Origin of the sequence: Microvirga lupini, assembly GCF_014191055.1 — a bacterium.
GTDB classification, from domain to species: Bacteria; Pseudomonadota; Alphaproteobacteria; order Rhizobiales; family Beijerinckiaceae; genus Microvirga; species Microvirga lupini_A.
Genome location: NZ_JACHWB010000003.1, coordinates 490,952 through 509,449 on the forward strand (window position 1 = coordinate 490,952; position 18,498 = coordinate 509,449).

The window sequence follows — 18,498 nt, forward strand, 5'->3', positions numbered from 1 at the left end:
GGCGATGTTCTCCAGATCCAAAGCCGCATTTCTGCGTTAGACTCTTGGCGCTTGTCGATGCCAGGAGACCCATGTTCGGCACCGGCATACCAGGATGTGCTTGAGTCGTCTCGGAAAGGAATCGCATGAGCATCGATGCCCTTCCCATGCTGTCCGAGCAGAGCCCCGGCATCGCGGTCAGCCGCCGTTCTCCGCTCTCCGTCCTGCCTGCGCTCGTTCGGGATCCGCTTCAGGCCCTGCCGCCGGAGGTCTATCGGGAGCCGCTCGTCTATTCACGGGTCGCCAACCGGCAGAGGGTTTTCCTGCTTAAGCCGGCTTTCATCCAAGAGACCCTGGTTCGCAACGCGGATGCCCTGTCCAAGGGGGAGGATGTGCGGCGGGCTCTAGGACCGGCTCTCGGCCAAGGGCTGCTGACGGCTGACGGCGCCCATTGGCGCTGGCAGCGCCAGTCCGTGGTGCCTGCCTTCCGGCATGAGAAACTCGTTGGTCTGCTTCCCGCGATGATCTCAGCGGCGGAGCGGACCCGCGACCGCTGGCTTGCTGCCGGCTCCGGTGCGCCAATCCGCATCGCTCACGAGATGATGCGCACGACCTTCGACATCATCGTGGAGACCATGATGTCGGGACCCGGCGGAATTGACGTGGTTCGGGTGGAGCGGGGCATCACGGATTATCTGAAGCCGACCGGTTGGATCTTTGCGCTGAGCATCCTCAACGCGCCCGACTGGGTTCCCTATCCGGGTCGAGGTCGGGCGAGGGCGGCGATGCGGTATCTTCGCTCTGCAATCACCGGCATGATTTCTGAGCGCCGCCGCAGCGGGGAGGCTCGTGATGACTTGGTGGCGTTGCTCCTTGCCGCAGCCGACCACGAGACCGGCCGCATGATGACCGATGAGGAGATCGCCGACAATCTACTGACCTTCATCACGGCCGGGCACGAGACGACGGCCCTCGGACTTGCCTGGACCCTTCTTCTTCTGGCGCATCATCCGGAGCATGAGGCGAGGGTGCTCTCAGAAATCGACGCGGTGACCGCCGGTGGTCCCGTTCGCTCCGAGCATATTTCGGAGCTGATTTACACCCGGCAGGTATTCTCGGAGGCCATGAGGCTTTACCCGCCGGCTCCCATCATCACCAGAACGGCAACGCGTGCCTTCCCGCTCGATCGGTTCATGGTCCCGGAGAGGGCTGTTATCGTCGTTCCCATCCATGCCGTGCACCATCATGCAGCAATCTGGGAACAGCCCGAGAGGTTTGATCCTGAGCGGTTTGCGCCGGAGCAGGCGAGGGCGCGGCATCGTTATGCCTATATGCCCTTCGGAGCAGGCCCACGGATCTGCATTGGCAGCGCCTTCGCCCAGATGGAGGCTATCGCCATTCTCGCCGTCTTGCTGAAAGCCGTCCGCCTTCTGCCGAAATCATCAACCATGCCGGCGCCCGTCATGAAAGTGACGCTAAGGCCCACGGCAGATGCAGAGATGCTGGTAGAAACACGTTCCTAAATGAACATCCGTTCAGAATTTCGTGCCATCGAGACTAAACGGCCGCCCGAAGATCAGGAGTTGCTAAAGCAGTTTGAAGAGTGTCGGCGAAGTTCTGATAAGAAAAAGGCTTCGACAGGGTTGGGCAATCGCGAAATCGCTCCGGGAGCGAGCGGAAATCGTAGCCTGTCGAGAAGATGAACGGAATTTTGCGGAAGCGCAGAACGTCCGCGACAGGGAAAACGACCGATCCATCCACATTGATGTCGAGAAGGCCGATGTCGATTTCAGCCTGAAGGGCAAGGGTGAGAGCATGGTCGAGACGGGCCGCAGGACCCACGACCTGACAGCCAAAATCCAGAACCATGTCCTCGATCAGCATCGAGATCATGGCTTCGTCTTCGACGATCAGAACCCGCTTTCTGCGATCTTCGAGCATCGCCCCTCCTGGCCGGATTGCACCTGAGGCTGCGCCTTTTCGGCGTCGTGATACGAATCAGCTGCAGTCACCTTAATCTGTAATTCGGTACGGCACGTTATCTTATGTTATTAAGAGTTCCGAAGAGATCGTAACCCTGCCAGCAAACCAAAGTAAATACCTGAAGTTCAAGCTTCTCACGCAGCCCCTCTGTGGGCGATTTCTGCGCAGACAACTGGCGCAACCTTGGTTCCGATCAACTCGATGGGGCGCATGATCTGACTACGCGGCAAGGTGCCGACTCTGAACTGAGCCAGATAGCGATCATGGCGGAAAAGCCCATATTGGAAGGAAATCTTATCGATGACTTCCTGCGGAATCTAGGCAACCAGGGCGCCGTGTGGATCCCGCATCGCCTCCTGCTGTGACTCGTCGGTGATGTAAGTGTGGGTATTTATTCCAAGATTGAGATGGGCGGGATCGTGACCAGTCCAGCTTGCGGCCACGCGGTAGAGGCACACGAGGGGGCGAAACGCTCCGGCTGCCCTCCGATGATGCCCAGAGCAAAAGGCAGTCCCAGGCCTCGGCGCAAACGACCGATTGGGGTGTTCCACCAATGGCAATACCAATGGGGAGCGGGTCCTGAACGGGGCTGGAATGGACCAAGTGTTCGGAGAGAGGCACCCAGTTCCATGAATGCCGTCCCGAATGCCATCAGCGACCAGGGCTATAGCAGCCGCAGCATCGGGGTGTGCTGACACTAAACGGTTTTTCGGTCAGCGCCGTTGCAGCCTCTCCATCAAGGCATCCGCAGCGTGGCTGGTCAGGCCCCAGGCGATGGGTCTGCCGCCCACATAAACAGTGAATGTACCATCCTGGGTTGCTTGCTTGGCAATCTGCACCATGAGTCCATTATCCTCAGGTGAAGGTTCCGACCAGCGGCTCGGCGACGAACTGATGATTAATTGAGTGGCGACGATGCAGAAGACTAAATTATAGGCAATGACGGCCTGACGACATTGTAGTGACGAGGGACTGGACGCTACCGATGGCGACCTTGAAGTGCCTCCGATGAGCCGGATCGCCCGATTTGAGCCCGGAGCCGCTCACCCTAGAGCTTAACCCCAACCCTGGCCCGAGCAGCAGGAAAACGAGCATTAACTCCAAAAATGAGCGATCAAAGGCCTGATTTATCGCATAAGCGCCCACAATCCGTATGGGCCACCTTTTTGGGACCTTGCGTGAAACGTTTAGGTGTGAGTAGTTATCTCCTTGCTCTCAATGGTTGGGGGCTGTACGCCTATGGGCGTTTCGGAAACTTGAGACTTTAGAAGGCAGTCCTGATGGGCCGGGGAAATGATCACCGTGATCGCCGACGTCAATTTGGCGGTCAACCCGAAGATCACTGGGGCGATTTCGCTCCGCCAACATCTTACGAACGGCCCATGCGGCAGCAGACATCCTACGGCTCCTCAGCCGCGGGACCCGACACTGAAGCACGGGTGAAATGGTTCAATCCTGACAAGGGCTTCGGCTTCGTCGAGATGACCGATGGCTCGGGCGAGGCCTTCCTGCACGTCCGGCAGGTTGAGGCTGCGGGCTACTCCGCCCTCGAGTCCGGCACGACCCTGGTCATCAAGGTCGGCTCGGGCCAGAAGGGGCCGCAGGTCCAGGAAATCGTCAGCGTCGATACGAGCACAGCCGAGCCGGAGCCGCCGCGTGGTGCGCGTCCTCCGCGTCCACCGCGTGCGGGTGGTCCCGGGCAGTCTGGCGGGTTCTCCCGCCCGAGCGGCGGCCCCAGCGCCCGTCCCGTCAGCGGTCCGCCGGAGGTGCCGGCCACTGTGAAATGGTTCGACCCCGTGAAGGGCTATGGCTTCGTATCCGTCGAGGGTGAGAGCAAGGACCTGTTCCTGCATATCTCCGTCGTGGAGCGCGCCGGTCTCGGCCAGCTCGATCAGGGCCAGGCGGTTCGCGTCGCGATTGTCGAGGGCCGCAAGGGTCCCGAAGTCGGCGCTATCGAACTCGCCTAAGAGGCTCTGCCTACGTCACGTTGAGTGAAAAGATCCGGGTCCACTGCGTCAGCAGTGGACCTCTTCGAATGCGCGCACCCACATCTCGCAGACGCCGGACCGAACGATGTCGTTGAGGGTGAACTCTACGATCGGCACCGGCAGCATCTGTGACTTGATCAGGTGAATGACCGTGCGAAGACCCGATGTCTCGCGCAGGTCGCACTGGCTCACATCCCCGTTGATCACCACCTTGCAGTCCTCCCCGATACGGGTGAGGAACGTCTTCATCTCGGCCGGCGTGGCATTCTGCGCCTCGTCGAGAAGGATGAAGGCATCGCGCCAGGAGCGGCCGCGCATCACCTCGAACGGCACCATTTCGATATCGCCGTTCTTGACCGCGATCTCGTAAGCCGCCGTACCAATGCGCTCCTTGATGGCCTCGATGACCGGGGCGGCCCATGGACCGAATTTTTCTTCAAGAGTGCCCGGAAAGAAGCCGAGGGAGCGGCCGCTCGGGACGTTGGGGCGGGTCAATATGATTTTGCGGATGCGCCGCTGGCGGAAGAGGTCTGCCGCGTATGTCGCCGCAATCCAGGTTTTGCCTGTGCCGGCTGGCCCGAGAACCACGACCTGGGAATTGGTCTTCAACGCGTCGAGATAATCATCCTGTGTGGCATTGAGCGGTTTGATGGGCGGAAGGCTGCGCTCTCCCTGAAACTTGGATCCCGTGAGGTCGAAAACCTGCGCTGTTTCAAGGGAGCGGCGGGTCTTGCGTCTCTGCTTCTCATGATGCTTGCTCAATGACCAACTCCGGGGTTTGAAACTGCGCACACCAATCACCCAGGCGCCGCGCAGAGGCGTCTGGAGAAATAACTTGCGAGCGAAGAGGGAATACGAGAGCGAGTCGTTGCGGGCGGTGTATATCCGCGATCCAGAGTAAGAGGATCAGCCTGCCTGCCCATCAAAGCCTATCTTTATCTGCCAGTGGCAAACTATCTTTGATTCTGATGACAGTTTACCGCTGCTACGCCTACCTGCGAGTCAAATGTTGAGGCAGGCTGCTTGGTTCCAGGGCATAACCCCTCTGCGGCGCTGGGGAAGAAATAGCTGTGGATGGCTGCCGCGGGGCTTGGCAAAGAGGCGTCCGGCTATCCCTCACCACATTCGGCCCCGGTGGTCGGCAAGGACTCTAAAGGATGAGAGCGGCATGATCGTGGTCTTCGGTTCGATCAACATGGATCTCGTCGCGCGCGTGCCGCGCATTGCCAGACCGGGCGAAACCGTCCTTTCGCGCCGGGCCGACAGTTTCTTTGGCGGCAAGGGAGCCAATCAGGCGGTTGCGGCTGCACGGATCGGGCAGGGCAGGGTCACCATGGTCGGCGCGGTTGGCAATGACCCATTCGGGGCCGCCTGCCTGAAGAATCTCGAAGACAATGGCATCGATGTTCAGTCCGTCCGGATTGCGGACGAGCCGACAGGCTGTGCCTTCATCACGGTCGACGAGACCGGCGAGAACGCCATCACGGTGGCGAGCGGCGCCAACATGACCCTGCGCTCCACGGATCTTCTGGACAACCTGCTGTCCAAGGCTTCCGCGCTGGTGCTCCAGATGGAGGTGCCTTTAGCCGACAGTCTCGATGCCGCTGCACGCGCCCGTCGGGCAGGAGTGCAGGTCATCTGGAATTTCGCTCCCGTCCCACCTTTCAAAGAGCGTTCAGCCATGGCCGAACTGCTGGGCGCAACGGATGTGCTGGTGGTCAACGAGCACGAGGCGCTGTCCATCGCCGAGATCATTGGCGCTTCGACGGGCGACGATTATCTCGCTGCCGCCACTGTCCTGGCCCGCGATTTTGGTCCAACCTGCGTCGTCACGGCCGGTGCCCGGGGGGCCTATGCGGTTTCAGGCGATGGCGGCCAGATTCACGCTCCGGCCCGCCCGATCACACCGGTCGACACCACAGGCGCCGGCGATACCTTTGTCGGCGTGCTGGCGAGTGGCCTTGCCGAGGGTTTGGGGATCGGCCCTGCCATGGAACGGGCCTGTGCCGCCGCATCCCTGTCGTGCCTGACGCCGGGGGCACAAGCCGGGATGCCTCAGAAAGAAGCCCTGGAGCACTATCTCTCTCAGGCGTGAGCGCTGCTCTCCGGGATGACCTTGGTCAGGCTGCCGGTGGCTGGGAACAGCGGGATCAGGCAGGCCTGGAGCGCGTGGTAAAGATCCGGCTTGCCAGTGAACACCGATGTGCTCGGCGTCAGATCCTCATTCAGTTCAGGCCGCCAGCCCCCGTTCTGATGGTCGATCAGGTGGCGGTCAGCGAAACCCCAGAGTGTGCGGTACCATTGCTCGTGGAAGTCGCCAGGGCTGTGCTCGCCCAGGAACGCCGCCGCGCCGATGGCTTCCGCGCAGGGCCACCAGAGCTTCAAGGGCAGCCTCGGCTTTCCGTCCCAGTCGAGAGCGTAGAAGAAGCCGCCCTTGTCCTTATCCCATCCGAGCTCAATGGATTGCCGGAACAACTCGCAGGCGGCCTCCGGCATCCAGGCATGACGCTGCCCGCCGAGCGACCAGAGCTGAAGAAGGAGCCTTGCCCATTCCAGCCAATGGCCGGGCGTGGTGCCGTAAGGGCGGAACATGTCATCGCCGCGGTAATCCCTGTCGAGACTCCAGTCGGCATGGAAGTGCTCGGCCACCCGGTAGCCAAGGGCGGCCGCATGCCGGCCGATGATGAGGCCAGCGATTCGCTCCGCCTTATCGAGATAGGCGCGGTTGCCCGTCGCTTCGAAAACGGCCATCAAGGCTTCGGTCAGGTGCATGTTGGAGTTCTGGCCGCGATATTGGCTTAAGGACCGCCAATCGCGCGTGAACTCCTCTGTCACAGCCCCATGCTGCTCCTCCCAGAAGCGCTGTTCGAGGATCTGCGTGATATCGTCCAGCAGCCGGTCGGCCAGCGGATGGCCGACCACCTTCGCGCTGGAGGCCGCCAGCAGCACGAAGGCATGGCCATAGGCCTGCTTGGTGTCGTTCTTCGGCCCGTCATCATCGAGCGACCAGACATAGCCGCCGTTCTGCGCGTCACGATGGGCATTCCAGAGGTAGCTCATACCATGATCGATGATAGCTTCGCTCCCCGGCCGGCCGAGCAGGGTGCCGATGGCAAAGCAATGTACCATGCGGGTGGTGCTGTGGATCTGCCGAACCGGATTGGCGGTCTCGATGGGATGACCTGCATCGTCGAGATCGAAGAACCCGCCGGCCGGATTGATGACGCTGCGCTGAAAGAAGTCCAACAGGTTGTTGGCCTGCTCGAACAGCCATTGCCGGTGGAAGCGATTGGAGCGCCAGGGCGTGCCGAGCGGCGGAAGAACAGGCTGGCTTGTCATGATGTCCTCGCTCTTATTCAGGCGCGCTCGGCCATGAACCGCTCGACTTCGGCCCAGGAAGGCGGATTGGCGCCGCGCCGGGTGCAGACGATGGCAGCTGCCGCTGCGGAAAAGTCGAGGGCGTCCGTGACCTGCGCCTCATCCAATCCAGCGATACCCTGAGGCATCAGCAGGCCTTCGCCATCGAGCCAGGCCAGAAGCCCGGCCTGGAACGTGTCGCCCGCACCGACTGTGTCGACGACATCGATCCTGGGGGCAGGGCGCTCCAGGACTCCATCGCCGAAGGCCGCGAGAGGTCCCTTTTCGCCACGCGTGATGATCACGAGCTTGGGGCCGCGCTGAAGCCAGCTCCTTGCTGCAGATGCGAGGTCGTGCGTCCCGTAGAGCAGTTCGACATCCTCATCGCTCGCTTTCACGATGTCGGCATAGGCGAGCAGCCGTTCGAAGCGCTCGCCGTAGGCGGTGAGATCGCCCACGACACGCGGTCTGACATTGGGATCGAGCGAGATCACCCTCGATCTGGCCTCCCGGTGCAGCAGGGCCTCGATGGCGCTGGCGATTGGCTCGACACCCAGTGCATAGGAACCGGCCGCGATGGCGTTCACATCCGCCGGCAGTTCGGCAGGCAGTGCCTCAGGCGTGAGAGCGCGGTCGGCGCTGTTCGGCGCGTAGAAGGAGTATTGCGGCTGCCCCGTGGGGCTGGTCGCCACGACGCTCAGCGTCGTGACGTTCGGGAGACGCTGGATGTAATCCAAACTCACGCCGGACTCGGCGAGTTTTTCAGCCAGGAAGGTGCCGAAAACATCATTCGACAGGGTGGACAGGAACGCTGCCGGGCGGCCGAGGCGCCCAAGACCGAGTGCGACATTGAAAGGCGAGCCGCCGGCCACCGCCTCGGCGGGAAAGCCTGTCGTTGTGGCGGTGCCGATGAACAGATCGATCAGCGCTTCACCCGTTACCAAAATCATAGAAGCGCTCCTATGCGGTCATGGCAGCATTCAAATGAGAGGCGGTTATCATTTAAGCAGCATGGGTGGGTTGCAAATCCAAGAGGATTCGATCCTCCAGCAGCCGGTATCCTCAGATCCGTTCCTGCGCAGCACGCATGAATTCCGGTCTGAGACTTTGGTAGAGGCTCCGGAAAGCCTGGATGCGAGGCTCGTAGCGTTCGACGAGGCTCGGTTCCGGCGTGATGGTCTCGAGAATGGCTGGCGCGGTGCACACGTCTTCCGGTGCTTCCCCTGTCACGGCAAGGCGCGCGAGGCGCGCGGCGCCGAAAGCCGGACCTTTGTCGCTGCCCGCATAACGCATGATCGGAACGTTCAGAACGCTGGCGAAGATCCTCGTCCATAAACGGCTTCTCGACCCGCCCCCGATGATGCCGGCCTGGGCCAGCGGCGTGCCGGCCTGCTCGAGGGCCTGCTTCGCATCGGCGAAACTGTAGGCGACGCCTTCGAGAACCGCTTGGACCAAGTCGGTCTGATGCGTGTCCGGAGACAGACCGAAGAACACGCCGCGCGCATGGGGATTGTTGTGCGGCGTCCGCTCGCCGGCGAGATAGGGCAGGAAGAGAACATCCGATGGCTTGCAAAAGGCGGCTTCCGTATCGCGCAACAGCTCGCCGATGTCCCGCTGGAGGAGATTGGCCGCCCAGGCAAGGGAGCCTGCACCGTTCAGCATGGCAGCCATCTGAAACCAGCGGCCGGGCAGCGCGTGACAGAAGGAATGCACCAGAGCCTCGGGAGCCGGACTGAAGATCTCCGTGGTGACGAAGAGCTGGCCTGAGGTACCCAGGGAGACGAAGACCGATCCATCCTGGATCGCACCCAGACCGACCGCTCCGGCGGCCGCATCGCCCGCACCGCCGGCCACAACGACATCGCTTCGCAGATTCCATCGCCGGGCAATTGCCGCGCGCACGGTGCCGGAAGCTTGCGAGCCCTCCACAAGACTCGCCATGTGATCGCGAGTCAGCCCCGTGGCCGCGAGCGCCTCGTCCGACCAATCCCGCTTGGCCTCATCCAGCCACCAGGTGCCCGCCGCATCCGACATCTCCGACATGATGTCGCCGGTGAGTTGGAGGCGGATGTAGTCCTTCGGCAGAAGCACCTTGCGAATAGCACTAAATGTCCCGGGCTCGTGACGCGCAAGCCAGAGGAGCTTAGGCGCCGTAAACCCGGGCATCGGGATGACACCCATGGTGCGTGAGAGTCCCGGATGCTTGGTACCAAGCTCCTGCGCCTCCTGGAACGAACGCCCGTCATTCCAGAGGATGGCCGGGCGCAGCGGCCGGTTGGCCGCATCGAGCAGCACCGCACCGTGCATCTGCCCCGACAAGCCGATGCCGCGCACATCCGTGAGGGCTGCAGCGTCCTTGGCGAGAAGTTGATCGAGAGCTTTCTGCACAGCCTGCCACCAAGCCTCGGGATCTTGCTCCGACCAGAGGTCTTGCGGACGGGAAATCTGTAAGCCGATATCCGCCTCGGCAATCGTCGCCTGCCGCTCATTGACGAGGATCGTTTTCACGGCCGACGTCCCGACATCGATGCCGAGATAGTGAGGCATGCTGCGTACTCCTTCATGGCCGACGGCTCACGGATTGGTGATGCAGTAAGCCTGGCGCTCGCCTGCGTCCATTGGGCACGGGTGTGGGGAAATCCAGAGGCTCGGCCATGAAAAAATCTCATGGTCGAATTGCCACCTGGATATTTAAATGCCGCGGGCACGCCCCAAATACTGCCGCATGCCCGAGAAATCGAACAACCAGTCTCACATGACCCATTCTGATGCGCCGTCCCCGGCGGCCGCGCTGAGCGCCAACGTCCGGCTCCATCTCGGAAAGCAATTGCGGGCCCTTTACGGCGATCCCGCTGAAGACAAGCTGCCGCGCGATCTCGCGCGGCTCGTTGACCGGGTCGCCCAGGTCATCCGTGCGCACACGGAGCCTGTGGATCAGGATTTCGTCAACGGCGTGATGGACGCGTTGCCGAACCTGCGTGCCTTCGCCCTGTCACTGACCGGAAAGGTCGATCAAGCCGAGGATCTGGTACAGGATACGGTGCTCAAGGCGCTGACCAAGCAGGATACCTTCGAGGCCGGTACCAACCTTCAGGCCTGGCTCTTCACGATCCTGCGCAACGGCTTCTACTCGACCCACCGCAAGACCAGCCGTGAGGTCGAGGACGGAGACGGGACCCACGCTGCCAGCATGATCGCGATCCCCGATCAGGAGGACAAGCTCGCGCTGCAGGATCTCTCCACCGCGCTTGAAAAGCTGCCCCAGGAGCAGCGTGAGGCGATCATCCTCATCGGCGCCGAAGGCATGTCCTATGAGGATGCCGCAGAGGCGCTGGGCGTAAAGGTCGGCACGATCAAGAGCCGGGTGAACCGCGCCCGCAATCGTCTGGCCGAACTCATGGGAACACCCAGAGCCGCCGATCACGACCACTCGGCGACCGTCTGACACACCACAGGCCCGATGCCTCCCAGGCGTCGGGCCTTTCATGGCCCCGTCATCCTGCCCAGCTCCGCGTGCGATGTCGATAGGCTCCGCCGTCATTGCCCAAAATATCAGCGGCGTCCCACGGCCTGTTCCTCGAACTTTTCCCTGTGCTCCTAGGTTGAGCTTGTAGCTGGGTGGCTCGAATCGCTCTTCCGCCAAGGAGGGGAGCATGGAACACAGGCCTCTGTCCGAACTCAGTAATGTTGCCGACCTGAAGATCCCTGGAGACGTCAAGGTGCCGGTCCTGTCGAAACGGGAACGCCTTGATCGCTGGATCGACCTCCTCGAGCAGGAGCCCGACCGGGAACTCCGAACCCTCGATGAAATCGAATGGAAGCCCAAGGCCCAGCGCCTCGCCATGCGGGCCGATGGATCCGCCCTTACGGTGGCCTATTCCGATCCCGTCCTCCGGCAGGCCGGGCTGCGCAGCGACACGTTCGGGGATGCGGTCGATTTCTTCCAGATCTCCGAACACGACGCTCATATCGTCCTGTGCTCGTGCCATGGCGGTGAACTGATGCGCGCCGACGAGACAGCCCGCCGGGTGCGTGGCATACGCTCGCCGAGCCTCTGGTCGCTCTATTTCGGCTGGTTCCGGTGAGGCTGAGGCCCTGGCCGAGTTCAATCCTTGTAGGGATCGAACTCGCCGGGGCCTGCCATGGCGACGGCGAAGGGGCGCAGGGTGTGTTCGACCTCGACCGTGCCCTTGTGGTAGGCGAGCACCTCGTCCAGGCGCCGATAGACCATCGGGCTTTCATCCACGTCCCCGCCGCGCAGGAGAATGCCTTTCTCGCGCAGCCACGCATCCATCTCATCGCGGGTGAAGCGAGGAGGACGGACCCATTGGCCGGCCTTGTTCTTCCTGCCCTTCGCCTCCATCCTGCCGAAGAGGCGGCCAGCGCCGTGCACCGTCGAGTAGAGGCTGTCGGCGCTCCCCGGGCTGTCGACACCATGCAGGATCACCGCATTGTCGCCCATGGAGCCGCCGACGAAGCCGCGCTGGCCCGGGAAGGCGGGCGTCGCACCCTTGCGGACGACCCAGTATTCCTTTCCTCCGTGATCTTCCCGCCAGACGAAGTTGTGGTGGTTATGGATGGAATCGGTGATGTGCCCGCCGATGATCTTGCGGACACGCTCCACCACCCATTCGCGTCCGGCATAGGCATACAGGCCGCCGAGCTTCACCCCGGCGAGGTAGCTTTGCCCGACCTCGCTGTCCTGGTGGACGAGGGCCGGCTCGACCTCCATGCCGTCCTTGGCGCCGACGAGCCCTAAGTGCTTGGTGGTGATCTTGTGACCGAGGCCCCGGGAGCCGAAATGCACACCGATCCAGACGAAGCCTTCCTCGTCCTCGAACAGGTCCACGTAGTGGTTGCCCGAGCCGACGGTACCGAGCTGCTGCCTTGCGACGCTCTTGAGATCCTTGACCCCCGCCTCATCCCAGAGCGCTGAGTCGAAGAGCTCATGATCGACTTTGACAGCGTTCTTCTGCCCGACCCCGAAGCTGATCGTGCGCCCGATATCCGACAGGATCCGGCCGGCCTGGGCTGCGATGTCCTCGTAGCGGGTGTCCAGCCGGACCGCCATGTTGCCGCAGGCGATGTCGAAGCCGACGCCGCTGATGGAGATGTGCTCCTCATAGGCCACGACCCCGCCGATGGGGTGGGCATAGCCGAGATGGCCATCGGCGCAGAGCACACCCTTGAAGGCGCTGCCGGCCTCCATGCAGCGGTCGAGCTGCCTGATGGTCTTCTCGTCGTGCTCGCCATAGATGCAGGTCTTCGCCGGCACTCCTGCTCTCCTTTAGCTCAAGGGCGGTTATTGTAGCGCTCGCGCAGGCGCTCGACCTCGCGCTGCAGGGCATCCAGGCCGCGCGCAATGTCCCGCCCCATATTCTCGACCATTCCTGTGCCGGCTGCCACGTCCGGGCAGTCGAGGGTTCCGTCCCGACGGTGCCGGGGCGTGATTCCGCCCTGCGGAGTGAGCAGATAGGCGCAGCCGGTATCCTCGTCCCGCCAGACCACGGGCCTGTCGAGGGCCGCCACCGGCATGGCCGGCAGCACCAAGAGGGCGGCGGCGCACCAGCGTGCAGACCTGTTCATTGGTGAGACCTCCAAGCTTCAACCTGACCTGTCAGGCAATGCCCGCTCGAGCGTGCGTGTTCCGTGCACAGCAAGCCGCTACCTTCCGTCAATTTGACTTCCCGCCGGGTTTGGAGGACATCACGCGGTTTGACGGCCCGTGCCCATGGGAATCCCCGCCGGCACGATGCTTTCCCGCCTCCGGAGTGATTGATGGACGGTTCTGTCCCCCAGCAGCGGATGTCCTTTCGCCACGTCTCCGTGGCCCAGCTGACGAGCGTCGTCGAGAGGAGCCATGCGCGCCTCTGCGCCGTGCTCGTTCTGCTGTCGCTCGTCTGCTTCCTGCCGGGCTTCACCACGCTCCAGCCCATGGACCGGGATGAGCCGCGCTATGCCCAGGCCTCCAAGCAGATGCTGGAGACCGGCGACTTCGTCGATATCCGGTTCCAGGACGAGGCCCGGCACAAGAAGCCGGTAGGCATCTACTGGCTGCAGAGCGCCAGCGTGGCTCTCGGCGAGGCTCTCGGCGTGCCGGAGGCCCGGACCACCGTCGCGCTCTACCGCATTCCATCCCTGTTCGGGGCCATCGCCACGGTCCTGCTGACCTATTGGGCGGCCCTTGCCTTCTTCGGCAGGCGAGGGGCTTTCCTGACGGCGGCCCTGATGGCGACCTGCGTCATCCTCATGGTCGAGGCGCGCCTCGCCAAGACCGATGCCATGCTGACGGCCTGCTCGGTGGCCGTGATGGGTGGCCTCGCCCGTGCTTACTTGAGCCGAGGTGCCGGCGTCCTGCCCCGGCGGGCCCTGTTGATCTTCTGGACCGGCTTTGCCTTAGGAATTCTCATCAAGGGCCCCCTCGTCATCATGTTCGCCGGCCTTGCTGCGGCGGTCCTCTCTTATAAAGAGCGTTCCGCCCGCTGGCTGCTGAGCTTAAGACCCGGGCTCGGCCTTCTCTTCACGCTTGCTATCGTGCTGCCGTGGTTCGTCGCCATCGCCATCAAGAGCGGCGGCGAGTTCTTCGCGGCCTCAGTCGGGAAGGACATGCTCGGCAAGGTCGGCACGGCGCAGAAGTACCATTGGGCGCCGCCCGGCTTCTATCTGCTGTCCTTCTTCGCGACCTTCTGGCCCGGCGCCATCCTGGCTGCCATCGCGGTCCCCTTCGCCTGGATCCACCGGCGGGAGGAGCCGGTGGCCTTCGCGCTCGCCTGGATCGTGCCGTCCTGGATCGTCTTCGAGGCCGTTCCGACGAAGCTCCCGCATTATACGATGCCGCTATTGCCAGCAGTGGCGATCATCACGGTCATGGCCATCGCCCGGCACTTCGTGGGGCCGCATCGACCGGCCGCCAAGCTGGCCGCTTTGCTGATCCCGTTCATCCCGGTCGGCCTCGCCATCGGCCTGTCGGCGGTCGCCTGGTCCTTTGATGGCCTCCCGCCCTTCCGGGCGCTGCCGGCGCTCGTCGTATCGTCGCTCCTGGCCCTCTGGGCCTGGTGGCTTTTCGTGAAGAACCGGATGGTGCCGACCCTCTGGGCCAGCTTCCTGTCCTCGGCCTTTCTCGCCATAGGGGTGTTCGGCTTCGCCCAGCTCGACCTGCGGTCCCTCAAGGTTTCGGACCGTCTTGCGGAAGTGGCCCGCAACGTGCCCTGCGAGAATCCTCAGGTCGCGACCCTCGGCTACCGGGAGCCCAGCCTCGTCTTCCTCACCGGCACGAACCTCGACATGCTCGACAGCGGGGCTGAGGCCTCCCGGTTCCTGCGTCAGGGCGGGTGCCGCGTCGTTTTCGTGGACAAGCGCTTCGAGGGCGACTTCCAGGCCGAGAACGCGCGCCTGCGCCAGAAGCCTGTGCTCTCGACCAGGGTTCAGGGATTCAATATCAACAGCGGAAAGCGGGTCGACATCGCGGCCTACGCGACCGGATTCTAGAGTACGGATGACTGATCTTTCCCCAAGCCCGCGCATCAGCGTCGTGGTGCCCGTCAAGAACGAGGCGCTCAACATCCTCCCCCTCTTGGAGGAGATCGAGCGGGCCTGCGCCGCGCTTGGCCCTTTCGAGGTGATCTATGTCGATGACGGCTCGACGGATGATACCGGGCAACAGGTCCTGGGCGCCCGTACGACCCGACCCTGGCTGCGCCTCATGCGTCACGAGGCGAGCTGCGGCCAGAGCGCGGCCGTCCGAACCGGCGTTCAAGCCGCCCAGGCTCCCATCGTGATCACCCTTGATGGCGACGGGCAGAACGATCCAGCTTTCATTCCCCAGCTTGTCGCTGCCCTTGAGGATCCAGCCGTAGCACTGGTGGCCGGGCAGAGGGTCGGGCGCAAGGATGGCGCCTATAAGAAGTGGCAGTCCCGTATCGCCAACGGCGTCCGGGGGCGGATTCTGAAGGATGGCACCCGGGATACGGGCTGCGGGCTCAAGGCCTTCCGGCGCGACGTCTACCTGCGCCTGCCGTATTTCGATGCCCTGCACCGCTTCATGCCAGCCCTCGTCAAGCGCGAGGGATATAGGATCGCCCATGTGGACGTGGTTGACCGGCCCCGCCATGCGGGCCGCTCGAACTACGGCATGTTCGACCGTCTGTGGGTCGGCATCCTTGACTTGGCAGGGGTGTGGTGGTTGATCCGCCGCCGCCGCCGCGTTCCCGCTGCCCAAGAAATCGTCTGATGGAAATCGTCTGATGCTGATGCGCCTGTCCCACGATCTGGGGCTCTACTTCTACGACGTCCTTGTCGCCCGCTTCGATGTTTGGGCGGCCTTCGGGGTTCTGGCGCAGCTCGTCTTCGGCGCACGCTTCATCGTCCAGTGGATTGCGAGCGAGAAGGCTGAAAAGAGCGTGATCCCGATGGGGTTCTGGTTCCTGTCCATCGCCGGCGGTCTGATGACGATGGTCTACGGCTTTGCCCGTCGCGACATCGTCATCATCCTGCCTCAGGCGCTGTCGATCTTCATCTATATCCGTAACCTGATGCTCATCGCCAAGGACAAGCGGCGGAAGGCCGAGGCCGAAATGCCGACGTGATGGTTACTGTCGCGCCGGCGTCCGCAATCTTCGACCTTTGACCGTCAATCCGCCTCGCGCAGGCGGGTGAAGCCTGCATCCAGATCCCGCTTCAGATCCTCCAGGTCTTCCAGTCCGATATGGAAGCGAAGCGCGTGTCCGCCTGGCTCCCAGCGGGTCGCGGTGCGGTAGCTGGCGCAGTTGAAGGGAATCACGAGGCTCTCGAACCCGCCCCAGGAATAGCCCATGCCGAAGAGGGCAAGTCCGTCGAGCATGGCGGCCAGCGCCCGGTCCGAGCAGGGCTTGAGAATGATCGAGAACAGGCCCGACGAACCCTTGAAGTCCCGTTTCCAGATCTCGTGGCCGGAGTAGGTTTCGAGCGCCGGGTGAAGCACCCGTGCCACCTCGGAGCGGGCCTCGAGCCAGCGGGCCATCTCCAGGGCCTGCTTCTCGTGCTCGCGCAGGCGCAGCGCCATGGTGCGCAGGCCTCTCAACCCTAAGAACACGTCCTCCGGCCCGGGGCACATGGCAAAGGAATCATAAGTGTCCCGCAGGGCCTTGAAGCAGCGCTCGTTGGCAGAGACCAGGCCGAGCAGCAGGTCCGATCCGCCGCTGAGATACTTGGTGCCGGCCTCGATGGCGATGTCCACGCCGCGCTCATGGGGCGGGAAGAGCAGGGGCGTGGCCCAGGTGTTGTCCATGAGGACCACGGCCCCGTGCCGGTGCGCAACTTCGGCGATGGCCGGGATATCCTGCATCTCGAACGACTGGGATCCCGGGGCCTCCGTGAACACCGCCGCCGTGTTCGGACGGATCAGAGATTCGATTCCGGCGCCGATCTGCGGGTCGTAATAGGTGGTTTCCACACCAAATTTCTTGAGCATCCCGTTACAGAAATGGCGGGTCGGCAGATAGACCGAGTCCGTGACCAGCAGATGGTCGCCGGCCTTGAGGCAGGACATGAGCGCGACGGTGACAGCCGCGAGGCCCGAGGGCGCCAAGACCGTTCCCGCGGCGCCGGCCAGTTGGGTCCAGGCGGTTTCGAGGGAATTCGTCGTCGGAGTTCCTTTCGTCCCATAGGAATAGCGCCCGCGCCGGTGCAGCAGGTCGTCCGTGGTGGGGTAGAGGACCGTGGATCCGCGATAGATCGGCGTATTCACGAATCCGTGCTGCTCGAAGGGCTCGCGTCCGGCATGGACGAGGCGGGTACGTTCTGAGACGTTTTCAGGCTTTGGGGGGAGTTTTGACATTGCTTCAAGGGCTTGCTGAGGAGGCCTCGATCTGAGACTGCGCAGCCTTTGACGTCAAGTCAGCCACGAATTGCCTCCCATCAAGACTTGACCAGTGATCAATCATTGAATTTGATGGATTTCGATGCCGTCTCGACCGAGGCGGCGCGGAACGGTCTAACCGGGGCTCGGCTGGGGGGTATCCAGGATCCGTCGAGTCATGTGGAACTATTGGGAGAACATACCAACATGAAAAAGGCTCTCGTATCGATTGCCTTCGGTCTGACGGCCAGCCTGTTCGCCACGGGGGCTTCGGCCCAGGCGACGCTCAACAGCGTGAAGCAGAAGGGCTTCCTGACCTGCGGCTCGAACACGGGTCTCGCAGGCTTCGGCCAGCCGGACGCCCAGGGCAACTGGACCGGCCTCGACGTCGATCTGTGCCGCGCCATTGCGGCCGCGATCTTCGATGATCCGACCAAGGTGCGCTTCATCCCGCTCGCCGCCAAGGACCGCTTCACGGCGCTCCAGTCGGGCGAGGTGGATGTCCTGTCCCGCAACTCGACCGCGACCATGTCGCGCGACACGCAGCTCGGCCTCGACTTCCCGGCCATCAACTACTTCGACGGCCAAGGCTTCATGGTCCGCAAGAAGCTCGGCGTCTCCTCCGCCAAGGAGCTGAACGGCGCCTCGATCTGCACCCAGCAGGGCACCACGACCGAACTGAACCTCGCCGACTACTTCCGTGCCAACAACATGAAGTACGAAGTGGTTGCGTTCGCGACCTCGGACGAGACCTTCAAGGCTTATGACGCCGGCCGCTGCGACGCGTTCACCACAGACGCCTCGGGCCTCTACGCCGAGCGTCTGCGCGCCTCGGCTCCGGACGATCATATCGTTCTGCCCGAGATCATCTCGAAGGAGCCGCTTGGCCCAGCCGTCCGCCACGGCGACAACAACTGGGGCGATATCGTCCGCTGGACCCACATGGCCATGCTGAACGCCGAAGAGCTCGGCGTGACCAAGGCCAATGTCGACCAGATGAAGACCTCCGACAACCCGGAGATCAAGCGCCTGCTCGGCACCGAAGGCAAGTTCGGCGAGGCCGTCGGCCTGACCAACGACTGGGCTGTGCGCATCATCAAGCACGTGGGCAACTATTCCGAGTCGTTCGAGAAGAACGTCGGCGAAGGTTCGCGCCTGAAGATCAAGCGCGGCCAGAATGCGCTCTGGACCAAGGGCGGCCTGCAATACGGCATCCCGGTTCGCTAAGCGATCCAAGAACAGGGCGTCCGGATTCTCCGGGCGCCCTTCAAGGCTACACCTCAACAATAAGAAAAGCCGCTTCTTGACCCGGGCACGAACAGGGGAGGTCGGCCGGGTATCGAGAGCCGTCAGAGG

General features: G+C 62.9%; 18 protein-coding genes. 9 read left to right on the forward strand and 9 right to left on the reverse strand.

Annotation, left to right across the window (positions count from 1 at the left end; all coding sequences use genetic code 11):
• Nucleotides 1-125: 125 nt before the first annotated feature.
• Complete coding sequence (locus FHR70_RS13870) at nt 126-1,502, forward strand: cytochrome P450 (protein WP_183451090.1); 1,377 nt, start codon at nt 126-128, stop codon at nt 1,500-1,502.
• A 34-nt stretch (nt 1,503-1,536) separates the two neighbouring features.
• Here FHR70_RS13870 and FHR70_RS13875 read toward each other — a convergent pair whose 3' ends face one another.
• A complete protein-coding gene (locus FHR70_RS13875; protein WP_183451092.1) occupies nt 1,537-1,920 on the reverse strand; it encodes a response regulator in 384 nt (127 codons plus the stop codon).
• A gap of 755 nt (nt 1,921-2,675) precedes the next feature.
• On the reverse strand, nt 2,676-2,804 hold the full coding sequence (locus FHR70_RS24350; RefSeq protein WP_281381340.1) for a hypothetical protein: 129 nt from the start codon (nt 2,802-2,804) through the stop codon (nt 2,676-2,678).
• 540 nt (nt 2,805-3,344) lie between these two features.
• Between FHR70_RS24350 and FHR70_RS13880 the strand changes: the two genes are divergently transcribed.
• Nucleotides 3,345-3,929 (forward strand): cold-shock protein, encoded by a 585-nt coding sequence (locus tag FHR70_RS13880; RefSeq protein ID WP_183451094.1) that lies wholly within the window; start codon nt 3,345-3,347, stop codon nt 3,927-3,929.
• Nucleotides 3,930-3,977: 48 nt separating this feature from the next.
• On the opposite strand, the gene FHR70_RS13885 is transcribed toward FHR70_RS13880, so the two are convergent.
• Nucleotides 3,978-4,712, reverse strand: coding sequence for a PhoH family protein (locus FHR70_RS13885; RefSeq protein WP_210277613.1), 735 nt, complete (start codon nt 4,710-4,712; stop codon nt 3,978-3,980).
• A 406-nt stretch (nt 4,713-5,118) separates the two neighbouring features.
• On the opposite strand from FHR70_RS13885, the gene FHR70_RS13890 reads away from it, so the two are divergent.
• Nucleotides 5,119-6,045: a ribokinase gene (locus FHR70_RS13890; protein WP_183451096.1), complete on the forward strand. Its 927-nt coding sequence runs from the start codon at nt 5,119-5,121 to the stop codon at nt 6,043-6,045.
• On the opposite strand, the gene FHR70_RS13895 is transcribed toward FHR70_RS13890, so the two are convergent.
• From FHR70_RS13895 to xylB, 3 genes are all read right to left on the reverse strand, one after another.
• Nucleotides 6,036-7,289 (reverse strand): AGE family epimerase/isomerase, encoded by a 1,254-nt coding sequence (locus tag FHR70_RS13895; RefSeq protein WP_183451098.1) that lies wholly within the window; start codon nt 7,287-7,289, stop codon nt 6,036-6,038. The genes FHR70_RS13890 and FHR70_RS13895 overlap by 10 nt on opposite strands.
• A 17-nt stretch (nt 7,290-7,306) precedes the next feature.
• On the reverse strand, nt 7,307-8,257 hold the full coding sequence (locus FHR70_RS13900) for a carbohydrate kinase family protein (protein ID WP_183451100.1): 951 nt from the start codon (nt 8,255-8,257) through the stop codon (nt 7,307-7,309).
• Between the two features lie 112 nt (nt 8,258-8,369).
• On the reverse strand, nt 8,370-9,854 hold the full coding sequence (xylB, locus tag FHR70_RS13905; RefSeq protein ID WP_183451101.1) for a xylulokinase: 1,485 nt from the start codon (nt 9,852-9,854) through the stop codon (nt 8,370-8,372).
• A gap of 148 nt (nt 9,855-10,002) precedes the next feature.
• Between xylB and FHR70_RS13910 the strand changes: the two genes are divergently transcribed.
• The gene (locus FHR70_RS13910) at nt 10,003-10,752 is read left to right on the forward strand and encodes a sigma-70 family RNA polymerase sigma factor (protein WP_246408155.1); all 750 of its coding nucleotides are present in this window, start codon (nt 10,003-10,005) and stop codon (nt 10,750-10,752) included.
• A gap of 208 nt (nt 10,753-10,960) precedes the next feature.
• Entirely contained in the window at nt 10,961-11,392 is a 432-nt protein-coding gene (locus FHR70_RS13915) for a hypothetical protein (RefSeq protein ID WP_183451103.1), read from the forward strand.
• Between the two features lie 20 nt (nt 11,393-11,412).
• Here FHR70_RS13915 and FHR70_RS13920 read toward each other — a convergent pair whose 3' ends face one another.
• A complete protein-coding gene (locus FHR70_RS13920; protein WP_343058807.1) occupies nt 11,413-12,582 on the reverse strand; it encodes an RtcB family protein in 1,170 nt (389 codons plus the stop codon).
• A 17-nt stretch (nt 12,583-12,599) separates the two neighbouring features.
• The gene (locus FHR70_RS13925; protein WP_183451105.1) at nt 12,600-12,893 is read right to left on the reverse strand and encodes a hypothetical protein; all 294 of its coding nucleotides are present in this window, start codon (nt 12,891-12,893) and stop codon (nt 12,600-12,602) included.
• Nucleotides 12,894-13,085: 192 nt separating this feature from the next.
• On the opposite strand from FHR70_RS13925, the gene FHR70_RS13930 reads away from it, so the two are divergent.
• The 3 genes from FHR70_RS13930 to FHR70_RS13940 are packed head-to-tail and all read left to right on the forward strand — an operon-like array spanning nt 13,086 to nt 15,892.
• Nucleotides 13,086-14,795, forward strand: coding sequence for an ArnT family glycosyltransferase (locus FHR70_RS13930; RefSeq protein ID WP_183451107.1), 1,710 nt, complete (start codon nt 13,086-13,088; stop codon nt 14,793-14,795).
• Between the two features lie 7 nt (nt 14,796-14,802).
• Complete coding sequence (locus tag FHR70_RS13935) at nt 14,803-15,537, forward strand: glycosyltransferase family 2 protein (RefSeq protein WP_183451109.1); 735 nt, start codon at nt 14,803-14,805, stop codon at nt 15,535-15,537.
• A 13-nt stretch (nt 15,538-15,550) separates the two neighbouring features.
• Nucleotides 15,551-15,892, forward strand: coding sequence for a lipid-A-disaccharide synthase N-terminal domain-containing protein (locus FHR70_RS13940; RefSeq protein ID WP_183451111.1), 342 nt, complete (start codon nt 15,551-15,553; stop codon nt 15,890-15,892).
• Nucleotides 15,893-15,936: 44 nt separating this feature from the next.
• On the opposite strand, the gene metC is transcribed toward FHR70_RS13940, so the two are convergent.
• Nucleotides 15,937-17,121, reverse strand: a complete 1,185-nt coding sequence (gene metC, locus FHR70_RS13945) for a cystathionine beta-lyase (protein WP_183451113.1) — start codon at nt 17,119-17,121, stop codon at nt 15,937-15,939.
• 228 nt (nt 17,122-17,349) lie between these two features.
• Between metC and FHR70_RS13950 the strand changes: the two genes are divergently transcribed.
• Complete coding sequence (locus FHR70_RS13950) at nt 17,350-18,369, forward strand: amino acid ABC transporter substrate-binding protein (protein WP_183451115.1); 1,020 nt, start codon at nt 17,350-17,352, stop codon at nt 18,367-18,369.
• Nucleotides 18,370-18,498 lie beyond the last annotated feature (129 nt).